This is a genomic window from Bacillus sp. BD48 (genome assembly GCF_046566805.1).
Taxonomy (GTDB): domain Bacteria; phylum Bacillota; class Bacilli; order Bacillales; family Bacillaceae; genus Bacillus; species Bacillus safensis.
In genome coordinates, this window is record NZ_JANGFM010000003.1 from 97,519 (window position 1) to 121,956 (window position 24,438).

Annotated in this window: 32 protein-coding genes; 8 read left to right on the forward strand and 24 right to left on the reverse strand. The window is 40.6% G+C overall.

All coding sequences use genetic code 11. The annotated features are described in order from the left end of the window. Nucleotides 1-31 precede the first annotated feature (31 nt). Nucleotides 32-463, reverse strand: coding sequence for a peptide-methionine (R)-S-oxide reductase MsrB (gene msrB, locus ACLGGR_RS10365; RefSeq protein ID WP_048239398.1), 432 nt, complete (start codon nt 461-463; stop codon nt 32-34). Continuing rightward, nucleotides 463-996 (reverse strand): peptide-methionine (S)-S-oxide reductase MsrA, encoded by a 534-nt coding sequence (msrA, locus tag ACLGGR_RS10370; protein WP_024422720.1) that lies wholly within the window; start codon nt 994-996, stop codon nt 463-465. Before msrA ends, msrB begins: the two co-directional genes overlap by 1 nt. A 138-nt stretch (nt 997-1,134) precedes the next feature. Between msrA and ACLGGR_RS10375 the strand changes: the two genes are divergently transcribed. From ACLGGR_RS10375 to ACLGGR_RS10385, 3 genes are all read left to right on the forward strand, one after another. After that, a complete protein-coding gene (locus ACLGGR_RS10375) occupies nt 1,135-1,566 on the forward strand; it encodes a MarR family transcriptional regulator (protein ID WP_142945818.1) in 432 nt (143 codons plus the stop codon). A 54-nt stretch (nt 1,567-1,620) separates the two neighbouring features. Beyond that, a complete protein-coding gene (locus tag ACLGGR_RS10380) occupies nt 1,621-1,881 on the forward strand; it encodes a hypothetical protein (protein ID WP_024422721.1) in 261 nt (86 codons plus the stop codon). Nucleotides 1,882-1,950: 69 nt separating this feature from the next. After that, entirely contained in the window at nt 1,951-2,667 is a 717-nt protein-coding gene (locus ACLGGR_RS10385; protein WP_410973041.1) for a DUF4397 domain-containing protein, read from the forward strand. Nucleotides 2,668-2,698: 31 nt separating this feature from the next. On the opposite strand, the gene ypmT is transcribed toward ACLGGR_RS10385, so the two are convergent. From ypmT to ilvA, 7 genes are all read right to left on the reverse strand, one after another. Further along, nucleotides 2,699-2,896 carry a protein YpmT gene (gene ypmT / locus ACLGGR_RS10390; protein WP_024422723.1) on the reverse strand — a complete coding sequence of 66 codons (198 nt, stop codon included), beginning with the start codon at nt 2,894-2,896 and terminating at the stop codon, nt 2,699-2,701. A 24-nt stretch (nt 2,897-2,920) separates the two neighbouring features. Further along, a complete protein-coding gene (locus tag ACLGGR_RS10395) occupies nt 2,921-3,487 on the reverse strand; it encodes a YpmS family protein (protein ID WP_142945819.1) in 567 nt (188 codons plus the stop codon). Between the two features lie 10 nt (nt 3,488-3,497). Next, nucleotides 3,498-4,259 carry an SGNH/GDSL hydrolase family protein gene (locus ACLGGR_RS10400; protein ID WP_251216660.1) on the reverse strand — a complete coding sequence of 254 codons (762 nt, stop codon included), beginning with the start codon at nt 4,257-4,259 and terminating at the stop codon, nt 3,498-3,500. Nucleotides 4,260-4,328: 69 nt separating this feature from the next. Then, nucleotides 4,329-4,919 carry an SCO family protein gene (locus tag ACLGGR_RS10405; protein ID WP_285846214.1) on the reverse strand — a complete coding sequence of 197 codons (591 nt, stop codon included), beginning with the start codon at nt 4,917-4,919 and terminating at the stop codon, nt 4,329-4,331. 23 nt (nt 4,920-4,942) lie between these two features. Beyond that, complete coding sequence (locus tag ACLGGR_RS10410) at nt 4,943-5,785, reverse strand: DegV family protein (RefSeq protein WP_142945822.1); 843 nt, start codon at nt 5,783-5,785, stop codon at nt 4,943-4,945. A 187-nt stretch (nt 5,786-5,972) separates the two neighbouring features. Then, nucleotides 5,973-6,224 (reverse strand): YpmP family protein, encoded by a 252-nt coding sequence (locus ACLGGR_RS10415; protein WP_142945823.1) that lies wholly within the window; start codon nt 6,222-6,224, stop codon nt 5,973-5,975. A gap of 36 nt (nt 6,225-6,260) precedes the next feature. Next, complete coding sequence (ilvA, locus tag ACLGGR_RS10420; RefSeq protein WP_048239514.1) at nt 6,261-7,529, reverse strand: threonine ammonia-lyase IlvA; 1,269 nt, start codon at nt 7,527-7,529, stop codon at nt 6,261-6,263. 180 nt (nt 7,530-7,709) lie between these two features. Between ilvA and ACLGGR_RS10425 the strand changes: the two genes are divergently transcribed. Both ACLGGR_RS10425 and trhA read left to right on the forward strand, forming a co-directional pair. After that, the gene (locus ACLGGR_RS10425) at nt 7,710-8,663 is read left to right on the forward strand and encodes an AAA-type ATPase lid domain-containing protein (protein ID WP_410973042.1); all 954 of its coding nucleotides are present in this window, start codon (nt 7,710-7,712) and stop codon (nt 8,661-8,663) included. Between the two features lie 14 nt (nt 8,664-8,677). Further along, a complete protein-coding gene (gene trhA / locus ACLGGR_RS10430) occupies nt 8,678-9,316 on the forward strand; it encodes a PAQR family membrane homeostasis protein TrhA (protein ID WP_041109539.1) in 639 nt (212 codons plus the stop codon). Nucleotides 9,317-9,354: 38 nt separating this feature from the next. Here trhA and ACLGGR_RS10435 read toward each other — a convergent pair whose 3' ends face one another. The 12 genes from ACLGGR_RS10435 to ACLGGR_RS10490 form a co-directional block, all read right to left on the reverse strand. Next, on the reverse strand, nt 9,355-9,978 hold the full coding sequence (locus ACLGGR_RS10435; RefSeq protein ID WP_410973043.1) for a lysophospholipid acyltransferase family protein: 624 nt from the start codon (nt 9,976-9,978) through the stop codon (nt 9,355-9,357). A gap of 19 nt (nt 9,979-9,997) precedes the next feature. Further along, entirely contained in the window at nt 9,998-10,483 is a 486-nt protein-coding gene (locus tag ACLGGR_RS10440) for a dihydrofolate reductase (RefSeq protein WP_251216657.1), read from the reverse strand. Beyond that, nucleotides 10,480-11,274 carry a thymidylate synthase gene (locus tag ACLGGR_RS10445; protein WP_041085780.1) on the reverse strand — a complete coding sequence of 265 codons (795 nt, stop codon included), beginning with the start codon at nt 11,272-11,274 and terminating at the stop codon, nt 10,480-10,482. The genes ACLGGR_RS10440 and ACLGGR_RS10445 overlap by 4 nt, the downstream gene beginning before the upstream one ends. Nucleotides 11,275-11,377: 103 nt before the next feature. After that, a complete protein-coding gene (locus tag ACLGGR_RS10450; protein WP_095408822.1) occupies nt 11,378-11,905 on the reverse strand; it encodes a phosphatidylglycerophosphatase A family protein in 528 nt (175 codons plus the stop codon). Nucleotides 11,906-11,923: 18 nt separating this feature from the next. Then, nucleotides 11,924-12,541, reverse strand: coding sequence for a YpjP family protein (locus ACLGGR_RS10455; protein WP_142945828.1), 618 nt, complete (start codon nt 12,539-12,541; stop codon nt 11,924-11,926). A 297-nt stretch (nt 12,542-12,838) separates the two neighbouring features. Further along, on the reverse strand, nt 12,839-13,627 hold the full coding sequence (locus tag ACLGGR_RS10460) for a class I SAM-dependent methyltransferase (protein ID WP_410973044.1): 789 nt from the start codon (nt 13,625-13,627) through the stop codon (nt 12,839-12,841). Nucleotides 13,628-13,693: 66 nt separating this feature from the next. Continuing rightward, nucleotides 13,694-14,128 (reverse strand): BrxA/BrxB family bacilliredoxin, encoded by a 435-nt coding sequence (locus ACLGGR_RS10465; protein ID WP_142945830.1) that lies wholly within the window; start codon nt 14,126-14,128, stop codon nt 13,694-13,696. 81 nt (nt 14,129-14,209) lie between these two features. Beyond that, the gene (ilvD, locus tag ACLGGR_RS10470) at nt 14,210-15,886 is read right to left on the reverse strand and encodes a dihydroxy-acid dehydratase (protein ID WP_024422739.1); all 1,677 of its coding nucleotides are present in this window, start codon (nt 15,884-15,886) and stop codon (nt 14,210-14,212) included. Nucleotides 15,887-16,193: 307 nt separating this feature from the next. Beyond that, on the reverse strand, nt 16,194-17,330 hold the full coding sequence (locus tag ACLGGR_RS10475; protein WP_410973045.1) for a conserved virulence factor C family protein: 1,137 nt from the start codon (nt 17,328-17,330) through the stop codon (nt 16,194-16,196). 30 nt (nt 17,331-17,360) lie between these two features. Next, complete coding sequence (locus ACLGGR_RS10480) at nt 17,361-17,984, reverse strand: HD domain-containing protein (RefSeq protein WP_410973046.1); 624 nt, start codon at nt 17,982-17,984, stop codon at nt 17,361-17,363. A 1-nt stretch (nt 17,985) separates the two neighbouring features. Then, a complete protein-coding gene (locus tag ACLGGR_RS10485; protein WP_251216653.1) occupies nt 17,986-18,468 on the reverse strand; it encodes a glutathione peroxidase in 483 nt (160 codons plus the stop codon). 74 nt (nt 18,469-18,542) lie between these two features. Next, a complete protein-coding gene (locus ACLGGR_RS10490; protein WP_410973047.1) occupies nt 18,543-20,225 on the reverse strand; it encodes a formate--tetrahydrofolate ligase in 1,683 nt (560 codons plus the stop codon). A gap of 139 nt (nt 20,226-20,364) precedes the next feature. On the opposite strand from ACLGGR_RS10490, the gene metA reads away from it, so the two are divergent. Together metA and ACLGGR_RS10500 are read left to right on the forward strand one after the other, a co-directional pair. Further along, nucleotides 20,365-21,273: a homoserine O-acetyltransferase MetA gene (gene metA / locus ACLGGR_RS10495; RefSeq protein ID WP_048239384.1), complete on the forward strand. Its 909-nt coding sequence runs from the start codon at nt 20,365-20,367 to the stop codon at nt 21,271-21,273. Nucleotides 21,274-21,501: 228 nt separating this feature from the next. After that, complete coding sequence (locus tag ACLGGR_RS10500) at nt 21,502-22,653, forward strand: diglucosyl diacylglycerol synthase (RefSeq protein WP_410973048.1); 1,152 nt, start codon at nt 21,502-21,504, stop codon at nt 22,651-22,653. A 32-nt stretch (nt 22,654-22,685) separates the two neighbouring features. On the opposite strand, the gene ACLGGR_RS10505 is transcribed toward ACLGGR_RS10500, so the two are convergent. Further along, nucleotides 22,686-23,387: an AIM24 family protein gene (locus ACLGGR_RS10505; protein WP_251216650.1), complete on the reverse strand. Its 702-nt coding sequence runs from the start codon at nt 23,385-23,387 to the stop codon at nt 22,686-22,688. Between the two features lie 262 nt (nt 23,388-23,649). Here ACLGGR_RS10505 and cspD point away from each other — a divergent pair, with 262 nt between their 5' ends. Continuing rightward, nucleotides 23,650-23,850, forward strand: coding sequence for a cold-shock protein CspD (gene cspD, locus ACLGGR_RS10510; RefSeq protein WP_003215784.1), 201 nt, complete (start codon nt 23,650-23,652; stop codon nt 23,848-23,850). Between the two features lie 51 nt (nt 23,851-23,901). Here the strand turns inward: cspD and ACLGGR_RS10515 are convergent, their stop codons facing one another. Together ACLGGR_RS10515 and ACLGGR_RS10520 are read right to left on the reverse strand one after the other, a co-directional pair. After that, nucleotides 23,902-24,084: a hypothetical protein gene (locus tag ACLGGR_RS10515; protein WP_008346368.1), complete on the reverse strand. Its 183-nt coding sequence runs from the start codon at nt 24,082-24,084 to the stop codon at nt 23,902-23,904. 170 nt (nt 24,085-24,254) lie between these two features. Continuing rightward, nucleotides 24,255-24,437: a zinc-finger domain-containing protein gene (locus ACLGGR_RS10520; protein WP_024422748.1), complete on the reverse strand. Its 183-nt coding sequence runs from the start codon at nt 24,435-24,437 to the stop codon at nt 24,255-24,257. Nucleotide 24,438 lies beyond the last annotated feature (1 nt).

Here is a 24,438-nt window from a genome sequence, read left to right on the forward strand (position 1 = left end):
GATGCTTTCCATGTGACGATTTTTAATTGGATCAATCAAATAGATGTTTCAAATCCCCGTAGCCTTCTTTTTCAAGATCATCCTTTGGGATAAACTTTAAAGCGGCTGAGTTGATACAATACCGAAGACCGTTTGGCCCTGGTCCATCAGGAAAAACATGACCTAGATGAGAATCAGCTGTTTTACTGCGAACCTCTGTCCGCACCATTCCATGACTCGTATCAACCTTCTCTGCTACTTCTTCGTCTTCAAGCGGTTTTGTAAAACTTGGCCATCCGCAGTGGGCATCAAATTTATCTAAAGAAGAAAAAAGCGGCTTTCCTGAAATGATATCCACATAGATACCTTCTTCTTTATGATCCCAAAATTCATTTTGAAATGGCGGCTCTGTGCCATTATTTTGCGTGACTTCGTACTGCATGCGGTTTAATTCTTTTATACGCTTTTCTTTTTCATTTGCCATTACTTATCACTCCAATGGGACTCAATAAAACCGGCTCTGCCCGAACCGACATGATATCGTTCGTAGTGCATTTTGTTTTTCTTATAATAATGCTGATGATATTCCTCTGCTGGATAAAAAGGACCTGCGTCTAAAATTTCTGTAACGATTGGCTTTTTGAAAATCCCGCTTTGGCTCAGCTGCTCTTTCGATGCTTCTGCAAGCTTTCGCTGCTCGTCATGATGAACATAAATACCTGTACGGTAAGATTCCCCTCTATCACCAAATTGCCCGCCATCGTCTGTTGGGTCTATTTGCTGCCAATACAGTTCTAGCAGCTTCTCATACGGGAACACGTCAGGATCAAACGTGATTTGAACCGCTTCTCTATGTCCCGTTGTATTTGTACATACTTCCTCATAGGTCGGATTCACTGTATGTCCGCCAGTATACCCTGATTCAACTTTGATAATGCCCGGCTGTTCATCAAAAGGTTTAACCATACACCAGAAGCAGCCTCCTGCAAATGTGGCTAATTCTTGTTTTTCAGACATATTAGTGCCCCCTTCATTTAAAAAATGGTATCATCATATTATAACATGATAAAAAATAATGAAAATGATACGACTTGTATACCTAAAATAAAAGAAAGCATTCTGTCGTATCTTTAAAATATAATGGGGGTTTAATGATTGGAACAAAGAAAACAAATGATGTACGAAATGGACACTTTACTGAGAACCGTATTCAAGCAGATCCGTTATGAAATTAACAGCCTGCTCGAAAACGAATTATCTCGGAATGAATTTCTTATTTTAAATCTGCTCCGTGAGCAAGGTGCAAAAAAAGTAACGGAATTCGCTTCCATTCTTGGAGTGTCAGCAAGTCATATTACCGCTGTGACTGACACACTCGTAGAAAAAGGCTGGATCACCCGTATCCGCTCAAAAGAGGATCGACGCATCATCAAAATCCACTTAACCGATAAGGGTAAGGAAATTACTGAGCATTTTGAGAAAAAGAAAACAGAATACTTTATGGAGCGATTTGAATCATTTGATGACGAAGAACTAAAAACAATGATCAAATTATTTAAAAAGCTGGATAAAAATCAAAAGGATTAAGCATAGATTTTAGCGCTCAGGACATGCTACGGATAAAAAGAGGTGGAATGAACCATGACAAGCCCTTATCTTTGTCCAAACTGTAAAACAAACAGAACGCGCTTTAATCTCATTGAGCAGCTTTCAGAACCTGTAAAGCTAGATCCAGCAACAGGAGCAGTTGTCGAAAGATACGAAGGAGAGCAGCTGTCTCCTTTTCACTTGAGCTATCAAGGTCCTCAAATGAAAGTCCAGTGCGGCGTTTGTGGTTTAATTGAGGATGAAAAAACGTTCATTAAACTAGCTGAATATCATCAATATTCTTCTCCTTCTTAACATGCCGGCCTGACTGAATACGTCAGGCTTTTTTCTATGCTTCTTTTGCCTATACAGATCGCCTTTTTCATGCATACGCTACAAAAAACACCATTGCATGAGAAAGAAGGGATTGATGACATGCAGCAGCTCTTTTATCATGACTTTCCATATCGGCCATTCGCTGACACCTACGAGCATCTTCAAAGCAGCCCTTCATCAAAAGCCTTTATTCGATTATTTCACGCTGCACCAGATCTCAGTGAGCTCGCTGTTTATGTGAACCGGAAGCAGGTAATGAAACCAATGCCTTACAGCCATTTGACCGCTTATATGGAGTGGGATGAGGGAATGTATGAAATAGAAGTGTTCAAACTGGCTACAAATGAGAGAATTCTTCATTCCCGCATTCGATTTAAGAGCGGCGAGGTCTACACATTATGTATCACAGGTGCCCGTGCAGGCTTTGCACTCTTGACTGAGCAGCAGGACACTTTGATCAAACAAGAAGACCTGTCAGCACTTACATTTGTACAGTTGTCTCCGGACCTTCCTTCAATAGATATATATGAACGTGACCAAGGGATCATATCGAAGGGGCTTGATTATGTGAACAGCACCCACATTCATCATTTCTCCCCGAATAAATATCATTTTGAATTGAAAGCCGCCGGCACTCAAAGTGTACTGCTTGATATCCCAAAAGTTCATCTGCAAACAAAGCGCGCATACCTGATTCTGCTTCATGGTTTTGCTAACGGAGATCCTGAACTTATGGCAAAGGTGGTCTTGTCTCGGCAACTATAAAAAAGAGCCTTTCCTAAGTGGAAAAGGCTCCTTACGAGACATCTTCAGCTTTTTCTTGCTTTTGAAAATCAAAAGCAAGAATCATCGTGCCTAGAAATAATGCACAGTAGGCAATATTTAAGTAAAACTGATCGATATTTTCTGCTTTTAAAGCATTGGCAGCTGTTATGCCAAAGTACGCAGCAAACAAAAACGATAGTAAACTAAAATATTGATAGACTCGCTTCATGATTTCACTCCTGACTCACACGTTCTATTGCTTTGGATGATAATATGAGAATTCAATTTCATCGTTCTGTAGATCAATTTTGTTTGCTTTCACATACATATCATTCGTCAGCGGCATTTCTGAAAGACGCACTTCAACCGTTTTTTGATCCGGTTTTACATGAACGAATTCTGGCAGCTCATAGAACTGACCCATGTAGCTTAAAACAAAACTAATCGGAATGCTCAATTGTCCAATTGAAAAGTCATCTACTTTCAAAAGCACATCACCATTATCTTCAACAGTTGGCGTAAATGAGACGTTTGCATCAATCGTTGAAGAGAAAGCTTTAATTGCACCTGTTACTTTCACATCTTGATCAATCGCTACATGAAAGTCTGGCATATCATTTGATCCTTGATTTTTCAAATAATCATTTACAAAGCTGGTAAGTGATTCCTTTGAGCTGGATATATGAAAAGCATATTCACTTTTCACTTCTTTGGTTGAAGCGGATTGACCGCCTGGCAGAAGCATCAAAATACCGCAGGCAATCACAATCAATAGATTGATTGCAAGTAAAATAAAAAATAAGCTTTTCCATTTTTTCATCTTTTTCACCCTATTCCTTCGGCAGTCCTTCTTTTTTCACTTCGGAGAATAAACGATTTGCCATAAGAGAGTACCCCTTTTGGTTTGGGTGGAAATCATCATCTGCCAGTAATTTTTCATCAGAATCTTCTTCAAATAAATCTGCTACATTGATCATATCCGCATTGCCGTCTTTTTTGAGTTCCTTTTTGGCAGCGGCATTCCAGTCTTTCACGACTTCATCAATATCTCGCAGCTCAGACAAACTGAACTTAAAAGGATTGTACATGCTGACATACATAATTTTCGCATGGTCATTCTGTTCTCTCAGTTGAGCAAGAATGGTTTTAAAGCGCTCCTCAAAAGGACCCTGCTCTTTTTGAAAAGGAGCAAACGTCAAATTAAGCACATTTTGACGAACAACATGCATGAGATCATTCCCGCCGATCGTAAAGAAAATATAGTCAGCGTCTTTCAGTCCGTCCTGCACCTTTTTTTCTTTTAATCTCTTTAGTAAATCTACTGTTCTACTGCCTTTAATGGCATAGTTTTTTAATGTGACAGATTGCACGCCGTCCACCGCTTCTATCTTGTCACGGGTCATGCCTGCATAGCCTTTTTTATCTTGATCTCCGATCCCTTCTGTTAAGGAATCTCCAACCGCTGCGATGGTAATATGTTCTTTTACGTTTTGTGTGTCTTCTAGTTTATCCTTTATGCCAGCCTCTTGCGCGGAACATGCAGAAAGAACAAAAGCTAGAGACATCACAATCAAAATCAAACGAGCCTTCAAACGATGATGTCCCTCCTTTTTCTGATTAAAAAAGTGTATCATGTTTTCGCTCATTTGAACATCCTTATGCTAGCTTCGGTTCAGCGTTTTGATGTCCTTGATGATGTCATCATACGGTGTGTTTTGCACGCCATCATAATTTTTCATCACTTTCCCTTCTTGATCGACAAGGAAAAACAGGGACTGATGAATCACTTGGTCTTCATCTTCAGGTTTTTTTACAATGGTTTTAAAGCTTTTCATTGCGAATTTTTCAATTTCTGACTGTGAATAACCAGTGAGAAAATCCCAATTTTTAAAGGTCAATGGATATGCTTTTGCAAATTCTTTTAGCTTTTTCGGTGAATCGACCTCTGGGTCCACGCTAAAGGAAATGATATGCGCATCCAATTTTTCTTCTTTTAACCGTTTTTGCAGCTCTGTCATATGAGCGGTCATCGGCGGACAGATCGTTTCACAGCTTGTGAAAATAAAATCTGCTACCCATACTTTCCCCTTCAAATCATCCAATGACACCTTTTGACCATCTTGGTTTTCAAACTCAAACGGTTCTATTTGATAATTTAACGCATCCTTGATTTGTCCATTTGAACATGAGACTAAAAGAAGCACGCTTATCATCATAAGCGCACCAAGCAAGGCTCCCCTTTTTCTATCCATGATTTGTCCATCCCCTTTTTCCATCAATCGGTATAAAAAGTAAAGCCTATTGCACCCTTTCCAGTATGACACGAAATAATCGGTGTTGTGTAGGCGATGTCAATCAGTGCTTCAGGTGTGTGATCAAGCAGCGCTTTTTTGAGCTTTTCGGCGAGTTCTAATGCATCTGCGTGCGCTATCCCAATAGCTTGAACTGTTTTTCCTTTCACCGCCTGTACATACTGTTTTGTCAGGTGCCGGACAAGCGCAGAGTAACTTCTCACATTCGCTTCTGGCGTGTATACCCCGTCTGTTAAGCTGGCAATTGGTTTGATGTGAAGAAGTGAGCCGATCAGCGCCTTACCTCTTCCAATTCTGCCGCCTTTGACAAGATTTTCTAATGTATCGATCGTGACATATAGCTTGGTTTGAAGACGGATTTTATCTAATTCTGTGATGATGTCTTCACGGCTTGCACCCTTTTTGGCTAGTTCTGCTGCTTTGATGACTTGAAATCCTAATCCATAGGAAATAAAATGCGAATCAATCACCGTGATGTTTCCATCTACCATTTTCGAAGCGCTTTCAGCAGTTTGAACAGTACCGCTCATTCCACCAGTTAAATGGATACTGATCACTTCGCTTCCATCTGCCGTCAGTTTTTCATATAATTCGACGAATTGACCGATCGCAGGTTGAGACGTTTTCGGCAGTTCCTCAGCGGCCTCCATTTTTTCAATAAATTCATCTGGCTGTATATTCACTCGGTCAATATAATCAACTCCAGAAATGGAGATATTGAGCGGAATCACGTGTATGGAAAGATCATTGATTTTCTCTTGCGGAAGGTCCACAGTTGAATCTGTTACAATTTTAATTTGTTTCACTATCGTCTCATCCTTGCTGTATTAGTCTTTACTTATGATATTACCTTATTTCCTGCACACTTGAAAACAACTGACCTAACGTTTTTGAAATTGTCACATTTTCTTCTTGTCACTAAAAAAATCCTTGCCAAACTGAGCAGCGGCCATTTCAAAATGGCTGCTTCCCCCTTTTGACAAAGATTTGTGCTTACGCATTGTGTTTCAGTGTAGGCTCCTGATAGATCTGTTCATATGTGCTCCACTTGACGTTACGTTTCACATCCTCTCTGAAAGAGTACACAGCTCTCTTTCCTTTAGATACATAGACTTTTTTCAAGAAAGCTTCAAGTCTAATGGTGAGCATGAAACGATACGTCTCATCTCCCTTTAGAACAGGAACTTCTGTTACCTTGATCTGAGCTCCATCCATCCGTCTAAAACATATTGTTTTGAGCAGCACAAACGATCAATCCTCTTTTCCAATTATCTGTTAAGCCTAAATAAATAGGTGGAATAAATCTTGATCTTTATTCACTTCAACATAGTGGAAGCCTTTTTTATCCATCCGCTCAATCAGCGCCGCATAGTCATCTCTTTCTTTCAATTCGATGCCAACTAGCGCAGGTCCTTTGCTTCGGTTATTCTTTTTCGTATATTCAAAGCGTGAGATATCGTCATTTGGCCCTAACACTTCATCTAAAAATTCCCGAAGTGCTCCTGCTCTTTGCGGAAAATTGACAATGAAGTAATGTTGAAGTCCTTCATAAATCATCGAGCGTTCTTTGATTTCCTGCATTCTGCCGATGTCATTATTTCCTCCACTGACAATACAGACAACATTTTTGCCTTTAATCTCCTCGCGATGGGCATCTAATGCTGCGATAGGCAATGCGCCTGCCGGTTCTGCTACAATCGCACATTGATTATACAGTTCTAAAATCGTTGTACATACTTTCCCTTCGGGTACAAGACTGATTTTATCGACAACAGACTGAAGCGATGTAAACGTCTTTTCACCAATCCGCTGAACCGCTGCTCCGTCTACAAACTTATCAATCGAATCAAGTGTCACAACCTCGCCCTTCTCATGTGAAGCATGCAGTGAAGCTGCGCCAAGCGGTTCGACTGCAATAATTTCGGTTTCTGGTGAGATATTTTTGATATATGTACCTACACCAGATAACAGACCTCCACCTCCGACACTTGCAAATAAAAAATGAGGCTCCACTTCGATATCATTTAATATTTCTACAGCAGTCGTTCCTTGTCCTGCCATCACATCCAAATCATCAAACGGATGGATAAATTCGCGCTTTTCTTCATCTCCGCATTTTACGGCTTCATGATACGAATCATCAAACGTATCTCCGGTTAAAATAATTTCAACATATTCTTTTCCGAACAGCTCCACTTGTGATACTTTTTGCCTTGGCGTCGTAGCAGGCATAAAGATTTTCCCGTGGATGCCTAAATATTTACAAGAATAGGCAACTCCCTGTGCGTGATTTCCAGCACTTGCACAAACAATGCCATTTTCTAGTTTATTTTTTGGAAGCTGGCTCATTTTATTAAAAGCGCCTCTTAATTTAAAGGAACGAACTACTTGAAGATCCTCTCTTTTTAAGTAGACATTACATTCATATCGTTCAGAAAGTCGCTCATTTTTTTGAAGTGGTGTATGAATGACTACATCCTTCAAATTTTGATGGGCTTTTAAGATGTCTTTCACTTGAATTAGCGTATTTTCTTTGAGCAACGGTTTCATGTACAAGATCCTTTCTCTTTAACCTTATTTAATTTGTCATTATAACATGAATATTCAAAAAATAAACCAATAGATCAAGGATCAATCATAAATTTTATAAACTTTTTCGTTTTCCTGTACATTTGTTTTAATTGGGTGTTACAATTGAACCAATTAGAACCACAAAGAAAGGAATCACCCATGGCTATACATTCGTTCACTTCAATATATGGAGATCATCAAGATATCAAACATGCAATTCATCTGGCAAAACAATTCTCAGGAAACGAGCAGCCGGTCTTGATAACAGGAGACATCGGCACAGGCAAAACACTATTCGCCCAAGAAATGGCGAACGCATCACTGACACACATGTATTGCCCCATCTTGAATGAAGAAACCTTACAGAAAGCCTTCACAGAAAATAACAATCAAATTCTTTATTTAGATGAGATCAGCGCATTAAGTATTCCTATGCAGCACCAGATCATTCACTTTCTAGAAACCTCACCTGCAACAAAAGTGATTGCTTCTTCGTCTTTATCATTAGAGGCACTCAGGGTTTCTTCTACCTTTTTACCCGAGCTGTTTTATCGTCTAATTGTTCTTCACTTGGCCCTTCCGGCTTTAGCCGAACGAAAAACAGACATTCCTGTGTTAACAAATGCTTTCTTTCAAGAGCTGAACATGGCACCTGACATTGACCCAAGTGTTTGGGAAGCCTTGCAGCAGTATCCATTCGAAGGAAATGTGCAAGAGCTCAAAAATATCGTTCATTACGCTGCGGCCATACTCGAGGGACAAACGGTATTTTTACACCATTTACCGCCCTTTGTGTTAGCACCTCTTCCCTCAGCCGTAAAAGGTAAAAAGGAAGAACACCAGCTCACACTAATGGAAAAACAAGAGTTTGTTTTCTTGCTGGAAGCCATTAAATCTCTCAATGAAAAAGGAGAAGCAGCCAGCAGGCGCATCTTGTCTGAATTAAGCAAACAAGGAGACATCCCGCTGACCCCTCAGCAAGTGAGAAACCGCTTAGATGATCTTGAGAAAAAAGCATACGTGACGAAAGGAAAAGGCAGGGCCGGAACGAAGATTACACTTGAAGGTCTTTCATTCCTGAAGTCGCTTGATGGTTATATACCGGTTCAATAAAAGGAGGACATCCATTGTTTACTGTAAAAGAAGAAATTGCAAACGCCATTACACATGGCATAGGTGTTATTTTATCCATCCCAGCCATTGTGTTTCTCGTCTTATTCGCTGTTCAATACGGCACCGTCACAGACATTATCAGCTTTTCGATATTTGGTGCATCCATGCTGCTGCTCTATTTAAGCTCGACCCTGCTTCATAGCATTCGGCACAAAAAAACAAAAGATATTTTTGAAATCCTCGACCATTCGGCTATTTATGTATTGATTGCTGGTACATATACACCCTTTTTACTTGGACCACTAAAAGGCGCACTCGGTTATACGCTCCTTGCCATTGTATGGGCACTTGCTGCTGGTGGGATTGTCTTTAAAATCTTTTTCGTCAAACGATTTATTATCGTATCCACCCTCGTCTATTTATTAATGGGCTGGATGATTATCATTGCCATCAAACCGCTTTACATCCAATTAACAGGTGCAGGATTTGGCCTCTTACTGTTAGGCGGCATATTATATTCAGTCGGAACCATCTTTTATATTTGGCGGAAAATCCCCTATCATCATGCGATTTGGCACAGCTTTGTTCTCGGCGGCAGTGCATCGATGTTCTTCTGTATTTTATTCTATTGCGTGAACGTTCCTGCTGCATGAAAAAAAACCAGCATCCACTATTCGGATGCTGGTTTTTTCTATGCACGCTTTTGTGCGTAATCACTGAACATGACAGGTGCTTTAATATGAATATCGACATTGACAGGACGCATTCTTTTCACGATCTTCCCCGTTAAAAGACGATCCGTTCCGCTTGTTTCAATCGGTACAAGCGGACAATCATATTCTTCAGCAATCGCCTCTGCAATGTGACGATATGCTTCTGAAAGCAATAGACTCTGCCCAGACATGATTCTTTCCTTTGTTTCTTCTAACAAGACCTCATCTGTTTGATTCTGATGGATAACCGCCATTTTTTTCAGCCATTGTTTTAAAATCGGATACCGAAAGAGCTTCGGCTTTGCCATGAAAGCAAATGGCTTCTCAAGGTGGCCAATCAATAATGTCGTCGTAACTGGATTCAGCTCTTTTGTGACATAAATAACCGGGCCATCTGGCAGCTTCTTTTGCTGATGTATGGTCATGACTGATCCTGATTGATCAATACATCCCCGGGCAAACCTTTTTGCATGCTCATGAATGAGATGCATTCGTTTCGTATAGGAAATGCGTGGATCTGTTAATTCATGATCGTACAAATGCCTCATACTTTTTAAAAAGGATACAACAACATAAATCGTTAAAAACCAATAACGAAACAACCGTACTCCTCCTACTCACTTATCCTTTTTTGTCATATACGACAAATTCATAATTGTAGGGGTTCTTTTCGTCGCGATGGCCTTTTTCGCGTGATACAATCGTCCATTCGTCTTCATTGTAATACGGGAAATAGCGGTCTCCTTCAAACGCATGGTGAATGTGCGTGATATATAGACGATCCGCATATGGCATCATTTCTTCATACAGCTTAGACCCGCCAATGATAAATAACTCTGTCTCACTTTCCCCAATTGCCAAAATATCAGCAATTGAATGAACAACCTCGCATCCTTCTGCTTGAAAAGAAGAACTTGTGGTGAGCACAATGTTTCGGCGGTTAGGCAGCGCTCGTCCAATGGATTCAAAGGTTTTTCTGCCCATGACAATCGTATGACCGCCTGTGACTTTTTTAAAATACGCTAAATCTGCTGGTAAATGCCAAGGCATTTGATTATCTTGACCTATGACTCTGTCTTCTCCTGTCGCCACAATCATGGAAATCATACACTGACTTCTCCTTTAATATGCGGATGCGGATCATAGTTCTCAAGCACAAAATCATCAAACGTAAAATCAAAAATGCTCTTTACATCCCTTGTGATACGAAGCTTAGGAAGCGTGCGCTCCTCGCGCTCTAGCTGCATTTTCACCTGCGGAAGATGATTTTGGTAAATATGAGCATCTCCTAGTGTATGAATAAACTCACCTGGCTCAAGATTTGTGACTTTGGCAATCATCATTGTTAGAAGAGCATATGAAGCGATATTAAATGGCACGCCTAAAAAGATATCTGCCGATCTTTGATATAGCTGGCAGGAAAGCTTCCCGTTTGATACGTAAAATTGAAACAGACAATGACAAGGAGGAAGCGCCATTTGATCAATTTCCCCCGGGTTCCAAGCACTGACGATCAGTCGTCTTGAATTCGGGTTGTGTTCAATATCATGGATCAGCTTTGTGATTTGATCCACTGTCTCGCCGTCTCCGCTCGCCCATGATCTCCACTGCGCCCCGTATACACGGCCCAGCTCTCCATTTTCATCTGCCCATTCGTTCCAAATCCGGACACCATTTTCTTGAAGATATTTGACATTTGTATCACCTTTTAAAAACCAAAGCAACTCATGAATGATCGATTTCAGGTGTAATTTCTTTGTGGTTAAAAGAGGAAATCCTTCCTGTAAATCAAATCTCATCTGGTAACCGAACGTGCTGATTGTACCTGTACCCGTTCTGTCACCTTTTTCATCCCCATGCTGTAATACATGACGGCATAACTCTTTGTATTGTTTCATTTTTTTCATCCTTTATTTATGTTCTTGTTGTAGTTTACCTTATTTCGGCTTTTGTTGAAACCAAAAAAACATGCCTGCATGATGGAGCAGACATGTTTTTCTTTTATGCTTGATTCACTCGTTCCTGCTCTTCATCCTTAATATCTTGGTGTGAGTGAGCAATGCGGCTTGCAGCTGCTGCGGCAAGTGCAGCGACTAGGTCATCAAGGAAAGTATGCACTTCACCTGGACGGCCTTCATCTAATTCACGAATAATACCAAATTTCTCTTTATCTAAATAACCGAAGTTGGTCAAACCGATTGATCCATATACATTGACAATAGAAAGCGGAATAATCTCATCAATTCCATATAGCGGCTCATCTGTTTCAACTAAGTGCTGTAAAGGTTCTGGCAAAAGCTTTTTTTCTGCCAGCTGATCAAGGGCAAGTCCTGTTAAAACTGCATGGACAATTTCTCTTTTATTCAGCACTTTTTCAACATTTTCAATACAGACACTAAGTGGAAGGTTTGGATGATATTTTTCTTGGAGCTTCAGCACAATGTGTGCGATATCTTCAATTTTCACTCCGCGTTCGTTTAACATTTGTTTTGTAATCTGCACCATTTCGTTCATTGTATATTTTTTCAATTGGCATGACATCTCCTTCTAGTGGCTCATCCAGCTCGGCGGGGTGTTTTTATCCCAGTAAATATTACCGAGTTCATGATGCGTCTGGAATCCATCTTCTGCTGTATGGTAATGAAAGTTAAACCAATATCCGCTGTGAGGCGGCTGATCTCTTCTGACATGAAAACGGAGCAAATCTTCTCCGGTCTTGCGGTTGTAAATGTGGAAGATTTTTTCACCATTTCCGCTTGAAGGCTGATCAGTTAGAACAACATCTTGAAATTTTTCGTCATCTTTGAAATTTGTTAAATAGTCGGTTAACACTTGTTCAATCTTCGGCTGAATCTCTTCTCTGTACTCGTCCTCAATGACAGGTGTGATTTTACGGCCAAATTTTAGAAAGGATTGATTTTCTGCACTTGATAGCACCTCTTGCTTATATTGCTCAAAGGGATCTGTCTGCTCTTTGCTTTCCTCTTGCGTTAGTTCCCAGCTGCGCATTTCATCTGATGTATCATAAACAGCTGTATAAGGCGTTTTATCAGATGAAGAAAGTTCGGAGGGCTTGTCTGTCATCAAAGCCGACGGAGGAGAGACTAAACCAAAAGTTGCAATCGTAAAGAGCACAACAAGCGTTTTTCTCATCCACATCTTCATGATATCTAATTCCTTCCATAAGTTATCATACTGCTATTCTAGCATATAATGAATTTTCAGTCATTCAATTTGGCCACCGATTTGAGACTTTCTTTTTCATAATAAAACGTTTACAATGACAGTAAGGACGACTAAAATTTGGGAGGAATGGGTATGCTTGAAGGGTTTTTCATTACGGCTTCCTTGCTGACGTTATTTTATTTTGTCTATATGGAGATTACAGATTAAAAGCCCTGAAAAAGGGCTTTTTTAGATGATGGACAAGGAATTGAAGGAGTTGTCTGCACACCTGAGCCTTTAGTGAGGGCTTTTTTCTTTCTCAATATATCCATAATGAAATTGGGCTGTTTTTCGTTTTAACACGTGAAATTGATAGGAGTCTGCTAGAAATCGGGTGCTTTTCCAATGATCTTTTAAAACCACTCTTTTTCTCGCCACTCTCAGTGCTTCTTGGACGGCTATTTCGTGGTCAAAGTGGTGCTCTGCCGCATGACGGAGTGGTGCGATACTTGCAGATTCTTGAATCGTCTCCTCAAACATCGGGTCAAAATAGACGACATCAAACGATTCATCAGAGAGCTTTTTTAGCTGCTCGATACTGTCTCCACTTACAACAGATATCCGTTTCATCGCTTCATCTGCCTCTCTTACCCCTGTCTCCCATGTGTTTAGTCCTTCTCGCACTAGCAAAGCTGTCAGCGTATTCTTTTCGATACCGACGACCCTTCCATTCGTACCTACTCGCATGCTTGCTGTAATGGCATCTGATCCTAAGCCAAGCGTACAATCTAAAAAGGAATCGCCCGGCTGAAGCTGCGTGGCTTCGATTAAAGGATCCTTTTCTCCGCGCAGGAGCCGCTTCACTCTGAACATCGCTGAGCTTGGGTGGAAGAAGAATTTTTCACCATTTGGCTGATACCACTCGAATCTTTCATTCCCCACAACAAGGACGTCTCCTCGTTTCATCGCAAGCTGCTTGACGGATTGTTTGCGCCTTTCTACATACTCACCATGTAAATCCTCAGCAAGTGCCTTTGCTATTTCAAGTGTTTGTTCATTTGCTCTAAAGCTTGTTGTGATAAGCATGCGGTTCCTCCATCATGATCAAGAAAAAATGCCCTGATTTGATCACAGGACATTTCAACATGTGTATTAGCAATGTTTTTCGAATGCAGATAAGACGTTGTTCATGATGTCTTCCATTTCATGACCTTCAATTTCGTCACGCGGGATAAAATGAACAATTTCATTTCCTTTTAAAAGTGCCATAGATGGAGACGATGGCTCTTCGCCTGTGAAGTATTCTCTCATTTTTGCCGTTGCTTCCCTGTCCTGACCAGCAAAAACTGTGACGATTCGATCTGGTGTTTTTTCTGCCTTCATCACAGCTTGAGTAGCAGCTGGGCGTGCTAAGCCGGCTGCGCACCCGCATACAGAATTAACAACCACAAATGTCGTTCCTTCTGCTTCTTGCATCGTTTGTTCTACTTCTTCTTCCGTTGTTAGTTCTTGAAATCCTGCACTTGTCAGCTCTTGACGCATCGGTACAACGAGCTGGCGCATGTATTCTTCATATGCCATTGACATAAAAAAGCCCCCTCTATAATCCTTATGTTGTGAATAAAGGATACTATAGAGAGAGCCAATTTTCAAATGTTCGATATCAGATTAAATTTTCATGATTCCGCCTGTATTGGCTGATGTCACAAGTTTTGAATATCTAGCAAGATAACCCGTTTTCACTTTTGGCTCAAAGCCTTTCCAGTTTGCTTTTCTTCTTTCCCATTCTTCCTCTGGAACATCTACGCTTAAAATGCGCTGCTCAATATCGACAACGACATGATCACCATTTTCAACAAAGGCAAGCGGGCCGCCCTCAGCTGCCTCTGGAGAGACGTGTCCAATAGACAATCCGCGAGAAGCGCCGGAAAAACGTCCGTCTGTAATTAAAGCAACCTTTGGTCCAAGTCCCATTCCGACGATTTGGGAAGTAGGTGCAAGCATTTCAGGCATGCCAGGTCCGCCTTTAGGTCCTTCGTAGCGAATAATGACAACATGTCCCGCTTCTACTTTTCTATTAATGATGCCTTCAAGGGCTTCTTCTTGGGATTCAAATACGATCGCGGGTCCCTCGTGGCGTGTGATCCCGTCTTGTACCCCTCCCGTTTTAATGATGGCTCCATCTGGCGCAAGGTTTCCAAATAAAACGGCTAAGCCGCCTTTTTCAGTAAATGGCTTGTCAATTGGATAAATGACGTTATAATCTTTTACCTCATGCCCAGCAATGTTCTCGCCAAGCGTTTTCGCAGTGACCGTCATTGTATCTAAATGAAGAGCTCCTTCTTTTTTAGACAATTCATTTAGTGCCGCTGTAACGCCGCCTGCTTCATGTAGATCCTCAATATAAACATCTGAAGCTGGAGCAAGTTTCGATAAATGAGGCACACGTTCTGCTACTTCATTGATGCGTTCAAGTGAATATTCAACACCTGCTTCATTCGCAATCGCCAATGTGTGAAGAACGGTATTGGTTGAACCACCAAGTGCCATATCTAATGCAAATGCATTATCAATTGCTTTTTCAGTGACAATATCCCGTGGCTTAATATCTTTTTTGATGAGCTCCATGAGTTGTTTTGCAGACTTCTTCGCAAATTCTCTTCGCTCTGGTGATGTCGCCAAAATCGTTCCATTTCCAGGAAGAGCAATCCCGAGTGCTTCCGCTAAACAGTTCATTGAGTTAGCTGTAAACATACCTGAACAAGATCCGCAGGTTGGACAGCCAAACTGCTCTAATTCATTTAATTCCTCTTCATTGATTTTACCTGACTGGTATGCACCAACGCCTTCAAATACAGAAGAAAGAGAAATTTTTCTGCCATCACTTGTTCTACCCGCTTCCATCGGTCCGCCGCTCACAAAAACAGTCGGGATATTCACGCGCATCGCTGCCATCATCATTCCTGGTGTGATTTTATCGCAGTTAGGAATACAAACCATTCCATCAAACCAATGAGCAGATACGACGGTTTCTACAGAGTCAGCAATGATTTCACGGCTTGGCAATGAATATCTCATCCCGATATGACCCATGGCAATTCCATCATCGACGCCAATCGTATTGAATTCAAATGGCACTCCGCCAGCTTCACGAATGGCTTCTTTCACAATCTTCCCGAATTCCTGAAGATGGACATGTCCTGGGACAATATCAATATAGGAATTACATACGGCAATAAATGGCTTGCCGAAATCCTCATCCTTTACCCCCGCCGCTCTTAGTAAGCTTCGGTGAGGTGCTCTGTCGATTCCTTGTTTAATCATATTACTGCGTAGTTCTGCCATCTGTTTAAAAAGCCTCCTATACTACAAGTCTTGTTGACTGCATGATTTTGAGTTGATTTTATTTTACAAATTTTCTGTTTATTTAGCCACCTATGAATGACTGATGACTAACATGGTTGCTGAAGCAAGCGCTCAGCAAGGTTCGTGTCATAAAATCTGACCTCCAATATTCTATATTGGTACTACTATATAGAGTTTTTTCGCATATTTCAACAATATTCAAAATAATTTTTCTAAAAAAATTTTTCTGTCTATCATTTTTAGAAAAACAAGCTGCTTTTCATTGGCAGCTTGTTCATCTTTCTCATTATTCGTATGCATTCTTTCTACTTTCTGTCATTTGCTTCCATACAGAGCCTTTCGCTTCTTCTCCAAGCTCAATGCGCTCAATCGCCATTTTCACTTGAAGACTGACTTCAAACTCAGGATCTTGCTCTGCTTCTTTTAATGCTTCAAGTGCCGTTTCGTCCCCTTCTTCATAAAGGAACATAGCAGCACGCCAGCGGACAAGCTTACTCGGGTCCTTTAATGCTGCGATCATGGCTTCGATAGCACTAGGGTCACCAAGGTCAGAAATACAGTCGCCAGCCGTTCGGCGGACCGTCACTGTTTTGTCTTCGAGCCCTTTATATAAAATAGGGAGAATGGCAGGATCTTCAATCATGCCAGCATTCACAACCGCTTGTCTGCGAATAGACGTTTTTGGATCCTCCATTGCTTTCATTAAAACAGGTATGTCCTTTTGCTCTGGCTGCATTTGCTCTAAATGGGCAAAACGTTTTTTCCAATCTTCTTCTTGCAGCATGTCTTCTGTTACATCATATGCCTTTCGGTTCACCTGTCTATCTACAGCTTCCTGTCCTTCTTTCACTGCCTCTGTTAATCGGGCTAAACGCTCATCATCATAGGCTGCTTGCAGCTCCTCTGTGACTTCCTGACCGATATCAGCAAATTCCCCAAAACGAACGCCGTGTTCTTTCCACACACGCTCAAACACGACATTGTCTGAGCTGCTTCTAAGCTTTAAAATGGCTGCTTGAAAACGTTCAGGCATACCAAACCGCTCTTCTCTTTCACCGTCTGAAAGTTTGACCTGCATCGGAATCCCATTAAACATTTGGACAAACACTTTCACTTCACCAAATGTGTCATCGCCTGACTGTGATCCTTTCTGAAGGCCTTCTGTTTCTTGACCAAAGGCTTCTCTGACCTGTTGTAAAATTCCCTGCCAGTCAAACTTTGCATTTCGCTCGACCGCTAAGAAATCCGCGACATGATAAACCCCTTTTACACCTTCAATGCTTAAAATACGCTTGATCATTTCTGGCGCTTCGTCTTTTTGATCCTTTTTATAGTTGTTGCTTTTACCGCCTGCAAGTGCTTCTGTCAAAATAACCTTCATGGTATTCGGACTTGGCGTTGGTTCTATTGCTGTTATTTTCATTGATATATCCTCCTTACACACATAAAGACCCTACTCATCTGTAAGGCCGCATTCTTCTTTCCACTTCTTGATAAATAAACTCATCAGTTCATGCCGCTCATCGGCAAGCTGCTTTCCTGCATGAGTGTTCATCAAGTCTTTTAATTTGAGCAGTTTTTCTTCCATATGCTTTAGCACAGAGCCCTGCTGCTTGTCCTTTGTATAATGGGGCTCACCTGTTGCCCCGGCATACGTAAACACTCTAGCGATGCCGCTTGCTCCTATCGCATCCAGCCTATCCGCATCTTGAACAATGGCCCCTTCTAACGTCATTGGCCTAAACTGCTTATGCCGGTGACGAAAAGACATCGTTGTAATGATGTCCATGATATAGCGGATATCCCGCGTGTCTATTTCCCACAAAAGGAGCTGATGCTCAAGCTGTTCCTTCGTAACCTTCCATTCACTTGACAGCTTTTCATCAATGACGTCATGTACAATTGCCGCCATTTCGATGATAAAAAAAGAACCGCCTTCCTGATTTGCAATACGAACGGCAAGCTGGCGCACACGCGCACCATGAGCCGCATCGTGTCCAGTCGGTTCATCCTTCAGCCTATCTGAAACAAAGGAGGCAGCTGCCTCCAATTGTTTTTGCTGCATGATCGTCAGCATCTCATTTCTCCAATAGAGCGATGATTGAGCTTTCTAATTCTTTTGGTGGTGTTTTCGGAGAGAATCGTTCAGTGACTTCTCCGTTTTGGTCGACGATAAATTTGGTGAAATTCCATTTCACTGTTTTTGTCCCAAGCACACCTTTCGCTTCACTTGTTAAATGCTTGAACAGCGGGTGCGCCTCTTCGCCATTGACATCTACTTTCGCAAACATAGGGAAGGTCACTCCATAATTCAAAGAACAGAATTCTTGAATGGCTTCTTCTCCTTCTGGTTCTTGGTTCATAAATTGGTTACACGGAAATCCTAAAATTTCAAGGCCCTTTTCATGATATTGATCATATAGCTCTTGTAATTGTTTAAATTGAGGAGTCAGTCCACATTTGCTTGCTGTGTTTACAATAATGAGCACTTTTCCTTTGTAGTCTGCCATCGATTGTTCCTGACCGTTAATGGTCTTGACCTGAATATCATAAATTGACATCTCATAGCCTCCTAGGATTCACTTTTTCCTATCGTAACATGCTTCTTTTAGAAAATCGCTTTTTATGCTCCCGTTTAAAAGAGTCCTGTCACACTGCCGTCTTCTAATAAATCCATTTCGAGAGCCGCAGGTTTTTTAGGCAATCCAGGCATTGTCAAAATGCTTCCAGTTAAGGCCACAATAAACCCTGCTCCTACAGATGGCTTTAACTCTCGAATCGTAATAGTAAAGCTTTTAGGTCTGCCGATTAAAGCCGGATCATCCGAAAGAGAATATTGTGTTTTTGCCATACAAACCGGTAAATGAGCCCAGCCGTTTTCCTCAATGGCAGCCAGCTGCTTTCTTGCTTTGGATGTGAGCGCAACCCCATCTGCCCCGTAAACCACTTTGGCCACTTTAGATAACTTTTCTTCGATAGAATCATTCTCTTCATACAAATAGGTAAAGTTGTTCTTTTTCTTTTCAATAAGTGCCGCTAGTTCCCCGGCAAGAGCTGTCCCGCCTTCGCCTCCTTCTTCCCATACATTCACTGCTTTGACTGGATGGCCATGTTTGCCGCACCAATCTTCTATCGCTTGAATCTCTTCTTTTGTATCCGTTATAAACCGGTTTACCGCGACGATATATGGGAGACCAAAAGCTTGCACGGTTTCAATATGCTTTTCTAAATTATGTATACCCTCTAATACGGCGTGTGCATTCTCTTCTTTAAGTTCGGTTTTCTTCATTCCGCCATGCATCTTTAATGCTCTAACTGTTGCCACAATGACAACTGCACCAGGTTTGAAATCACCAGCTCTTGTTTTAATGTGAAGGAACTTTTCTGCTCCAAGGTCTGCTCCAAATCCAGCTTCTGTTACGACATAATCAGCTAATTTTGCTGCCATTTTGGTTGCAATTAAACTATTGCATCCATGTGCAATATTGGCAAAAGGACCGCCATGGACAAGGGCTGGAGTTCCTTCAATCGTTTGAACAAGGTTTGGTTTGAGTGCGTCTTTTAAAAGTAACGTCAGAACTCCTTCATATCCTAGTGCTCCCACTGTGACTGGCTCGCCTGCTAGATTATAAGCAACAACAATAGAAGAAAGACGTTTTTTTAAGTCGTTTAAGTCGTCTGCTAAACAGAGGATCGCCATCATTTCGGAAGCCACCGTAATGTCAAATCCGTCTTCTCTAGGATACCCATTTAACTGACCGCCAAGTCCGACAACAACTTGTCTTAATGCACGATCGTTTAAATCAAGCACCCGCTTCCACACAATACGGCGCGTGTCGATGCCGAGTTCATTTCCATGATGGATATGGTTATCAATAAATGCAGATAAGGCGTTATGTGCAGATGTAATGGCATGAAAATCTCCCGTAAAGTGAAGATTGATTTCTTCCATTGGCAGCACCTGTGAATATCCTCCGCCCGCTGCACCGCCTTTAATTCCCATTGTAGGACCTAATGATGGCTCACGCATCGCAATGATTGCTTTTTTGCCAATTTTTTCGAAGGCTTGACCAAGGCCGACAGTTACGGTGGATTTCCCCTCACCTGCTGGCGTAGGGTTAATCGAAGTGACAAGAATCACATGCCCTTCTTTTTGTTCCTTTAAACGGTCAAAAATAGTCAAAGATATTTTCGCTTTTGTGAAACCATAGCATTCTAATTCTTCGTCATGTATTTGCAGCTTTGCTGCGATGTCTTGAATCGGTCTCAGCTTAGCCCTTTGGGCAATGTCAATATCAGATAAATGCTTTGTGATCATAACAAAATGGCCTCCTTTTTTTACAGAAACAGCATTCTTTTTTGCTCTATTTTTCATTGTAACATAATTGAAACATTGAAATATCGCCAGAAAGTTCCTATAATGAAGTGAAATTAGCTTTGGTTCAGGGGGTGGCGAGTTGCCTATTAACATACCAGTTCATCTGCCGGCAAAACAAATACTAGAGAGCGAAAATATTTTCGTCATGGATGAGACAAGGGCATTCAAGCAAGATATCCGTCCTTTGAATATCGTGATCTTAAATTTAATGCCAAAAAAAATACAAACTGAAACGCAGCTGCTGAGAATGCTCGGAAATTCTCCTTTGCAAGTGTACTTCACGTTTTTGATTCCAAGTACACATACACCGAAGAATACATCGAGAGAGCATCTAGATGAATTTTATACGACCTTTGAATCGATCCGCCATAAAAAATTTGATGGAATGATCATCACTGGCGCACCAATTGAGCACTTACCTTTTGAAGAAGTTTCTTATTGGAAAGAGCTGCAGGACATTTTAGACTGGAGTAAAACCAATGTGACGTCTACCCTTCATATTTGCTGGGGTGCACAGGCAGGTTTATATCACCATTACGGGATTGAAAAAATCAAGCTTCCTGAGAAAAAATTTGGTGTATTTGAGCATCTTGTGAAAGAGAAAAAAGAAAGATTAGTCAGAGGTTTCGATGAAGTATACTATGTCCCACATTCTAGGCATACAGATATTAATACAGAACAATTAAAAAACACGCCGAATTTGAAGGTATTGAGTATGTCTGAAGAAGCGGGTGTTTGTTTAATTGTTTCAGATGATGATAAACAAGTATTTTTAACTGGACATCCTGAATATGATACAGACACATTGATGCAGGAATATGAAAGAGATTTGTTGAAACATGATAAAGTCCAAAAACCTGTCCATTATTTTATAGAAGATGGTGACACATTAGTCCCAGTAAATCGCTGGAAAGCCCATGCCACCTTATTGTTTATGAATTGGCTTAATTATTATGTTTATCAAGAGACACCATACGTTTGGGAATAAAATAGACTGTGGTCTGATGATAAATCGTCAAAATGTGTTAAAATACAAATGGCTCTGTCTTCCATTATCAATTGAATCTGTTTGTTTTTTAAAATTAGTTTAATTCTTTCGTAACGAATGATATGCTCTAACTGTTTATATGTTATCTTTATGTATATGTAGACCTATGAGATTAATAGTTTTCGTACGAAGTTTTGTTGTTGTTGATTACATTTGAGGTGAATATTCTTGAATACCAATAAAAAAATATTAATCTTGACCGCAAATTATGGAAATGGACATATGCAGGTAGCAAAAACACTGTATGATGAATGCAAATCCCAAGGGTTTGAACATGTTGTAGTTTCTAATTTGTATCAAGAATCAAATCCCATTGTGTCAGAAGTGACTCAATATTTATACTTGAAGAGCTTTTCCATTGGGAAACAATTTTATCGCTTGTTTTATTACGGTGTAGATAAAATTTACAATAAACGCAAATTTAACATTTATTTAAAGATGGGAAATAAGCGTCTCGATGAATTAATTCAATTACACAATCCGGATATCATCATTATTACATTCCCGATGATTGTTGTACCAGAATACCGAAACAAAACAGGTAAAGTGATTCCAACTTTTAACGTCATGACAGATTTTTGTCTTCATAAGATTTGGGTACATGAAAACATCGACCGATACTATGTTGCAACCGATTATGTGAAACAAAAATTAGTGGAAATCGGCACACATCCAAGCGATGTCAAGGTGACAGGCATTCCTATTAGACCACAATTTGAAGCAGACGTGCCAAAATCGATGATCTATAAGAAATATGGATTATCATCAGACAAAAAAGTTCTTCTCATCATGGCTGGTGCTCACGGTGTACTAAAAAATGTGAAGGAATTATGTGAGGCTCTGCTTCTTGACAGTGAAGTACAAATTGTTGTTGTATGCGGAAAAAACGCAGCGCTGAAACAATCGCTTAGCGATCTTGAAAAAGCACACCCAGATCAATTGAAGGCGCTTGGATATGTGGAACAAATTGATGAATTGTTCAGAGTAACAGATTGTATGATTACAAAACCAGGCGGCATTACTTTAACAGAAGCAACTGCAATCGGTGTCCCGGTCATTCTTTACAAGCCTGTCCCTGGACAAGAAAAGGAAAATGCTCTTTTCTTTGAGGATTATGGCGCTGCCATTGTCATTAACAGACATGAAGACATTTTAGAATCTGTGACCAACTTGCTGCAGGATGAAGAAAAATTAGAAGCAATGAAACAAAACATGAAAAAACTGCACTTAAAACAATCTTCTCAAACCATTTTGGAAGATATCGTCGAGCAGTCAGATATCATCATGAATAACAAAACATATGCTCGCGCATTATCATAAAAAGGTGTCCGTCATTGACGGACACCTTTTCTTTACCCTTGATTTCCATTTGTTGTGTATACTTCCTCAAACGGCTGAACGACAACAAAGCCGCTTCCGCTAAACTTCATTTGAATTGACTCTCCGCTTCCCCTGCCAATAAAGGTTTTAAATGAAACATCTGTCACAAATTCAGTTTTTAAATCCCCTGACCAAGCAACTGTCGCATTCGGATCTGTATAAACAGAGTCACCCGGCTGAACAATGAGCGTAAGCGGCTCATAATGACTCGTGACCGCAACTAAGCCCGGCCCTTCTAATTTGACATTAAATAATCCGCCTGCAAGCATGCCAGACACTTTTTTCATCAATTTGATATCCCAGCGGACAGACGGTTCAAATGCGAGCAGGTCGTTTCCATTAACAAAAATGGATTCTCCTTGAGCCAAACGAAGAATCGAGATTTTTTTGCCTTGATCTGCCACATATAATTTCCCATCACCTGTCGCCTTCATCAATGAGGTGCCTTCTCCTGAGAGCATTTTTTTGAACATCTTTGAGACGCCGTGCTCAAAAACACCCTCACGTTCAAATTTGATTTTCCCTCGATAGGAAACCATGGAACCTGTTTTTGCCCAAATGGTGTCAGTCAAATTAATTTCTAAAAGCCTTGGTGTTTCAAGTTCGAAGACCCCTTCTCCTTTATCTTCTTGCTGCGTATTCTGAACAAATTCCTCAAGTGTATAACGATTCATGATTGCACCTCTTTCTGTATTTTTTTTATATACGGACAAACTGCATGTTAGGTTTCGAAAAGAACGCTTTATATTTCATTGTTATTCACCAAAAAAACAAAAAAATCAAACATTCTGCTCAAAATTTGGCTCGCCGGCTTGACGCTTTACTTTTGATGGTGTATAGTGGAACCATCATTTAACAACTGCAACGTCGTTAGGTGATGAAAATTTTTTTTAGTATGCCAAAAGGTGTGCTACAGTACTAGGAGGAAAAAGCAATATGCAAAACGGTAAAGTAAAATGGTTCAATAATGAAAAAGGTTTCGGCTTCATTGAAGTTGAAGGCGGAGACGATGTATTCGTTCACTTCACAGCTATCGAAGGTGACGGCTACAAGTCTTTAGAAGAAGGACAAGAAGTTTCTTTTGAAATCGTTGAAGGTAATCGTGGACCTCAAGCTGCAAACGTAACAAAAATCTAATCAACTAAATCAATGATGAAACGACAAAATAAAGAGAGGCATATGCCTCTCTTATTTGATTTTCAGCTGAATTTCAATTGCTAAAATATTTTGCTTCAGTCGTTGTTCAATTTCAGAAATATCTTTTTCGAGAAAAGGTCTTCCCTTCTTTGCTACATCTACTAGCTGCTCTAGATCGCTGTACACCTCTTGAAATGTTCGATGTAATACCGTTTCGAAATCCTTATTATCCATGCCGGCCTTCCCCTTTTCCTCTAATATCCGTCACTTAGTCAAAAAGTAACCCAACCAAAACTTTCTATAGTTATATCGGCTCATTTTTCAGAATATGTTCTTTTTTTACACATTCTCTTCGTGTTTTTTTCATGAGCGGATGTTTGAGCAGGGAAAACCGGGGCAGGCGCTTACTTTTTAAGCAGCGTCTGCCCATATTCTTTTATTTTCTCTCCGACTGTGCATTGCTGAATACAAAAGGAGTGGGCATATTTTTTGCCATATTCTTTTCGAAAGTGCTTCTTAATCAAACAATCTGAACAATACGTGTCTTGAAGATCCGTCAATTCTTGTACTGCTGTTTTTTTATCCACA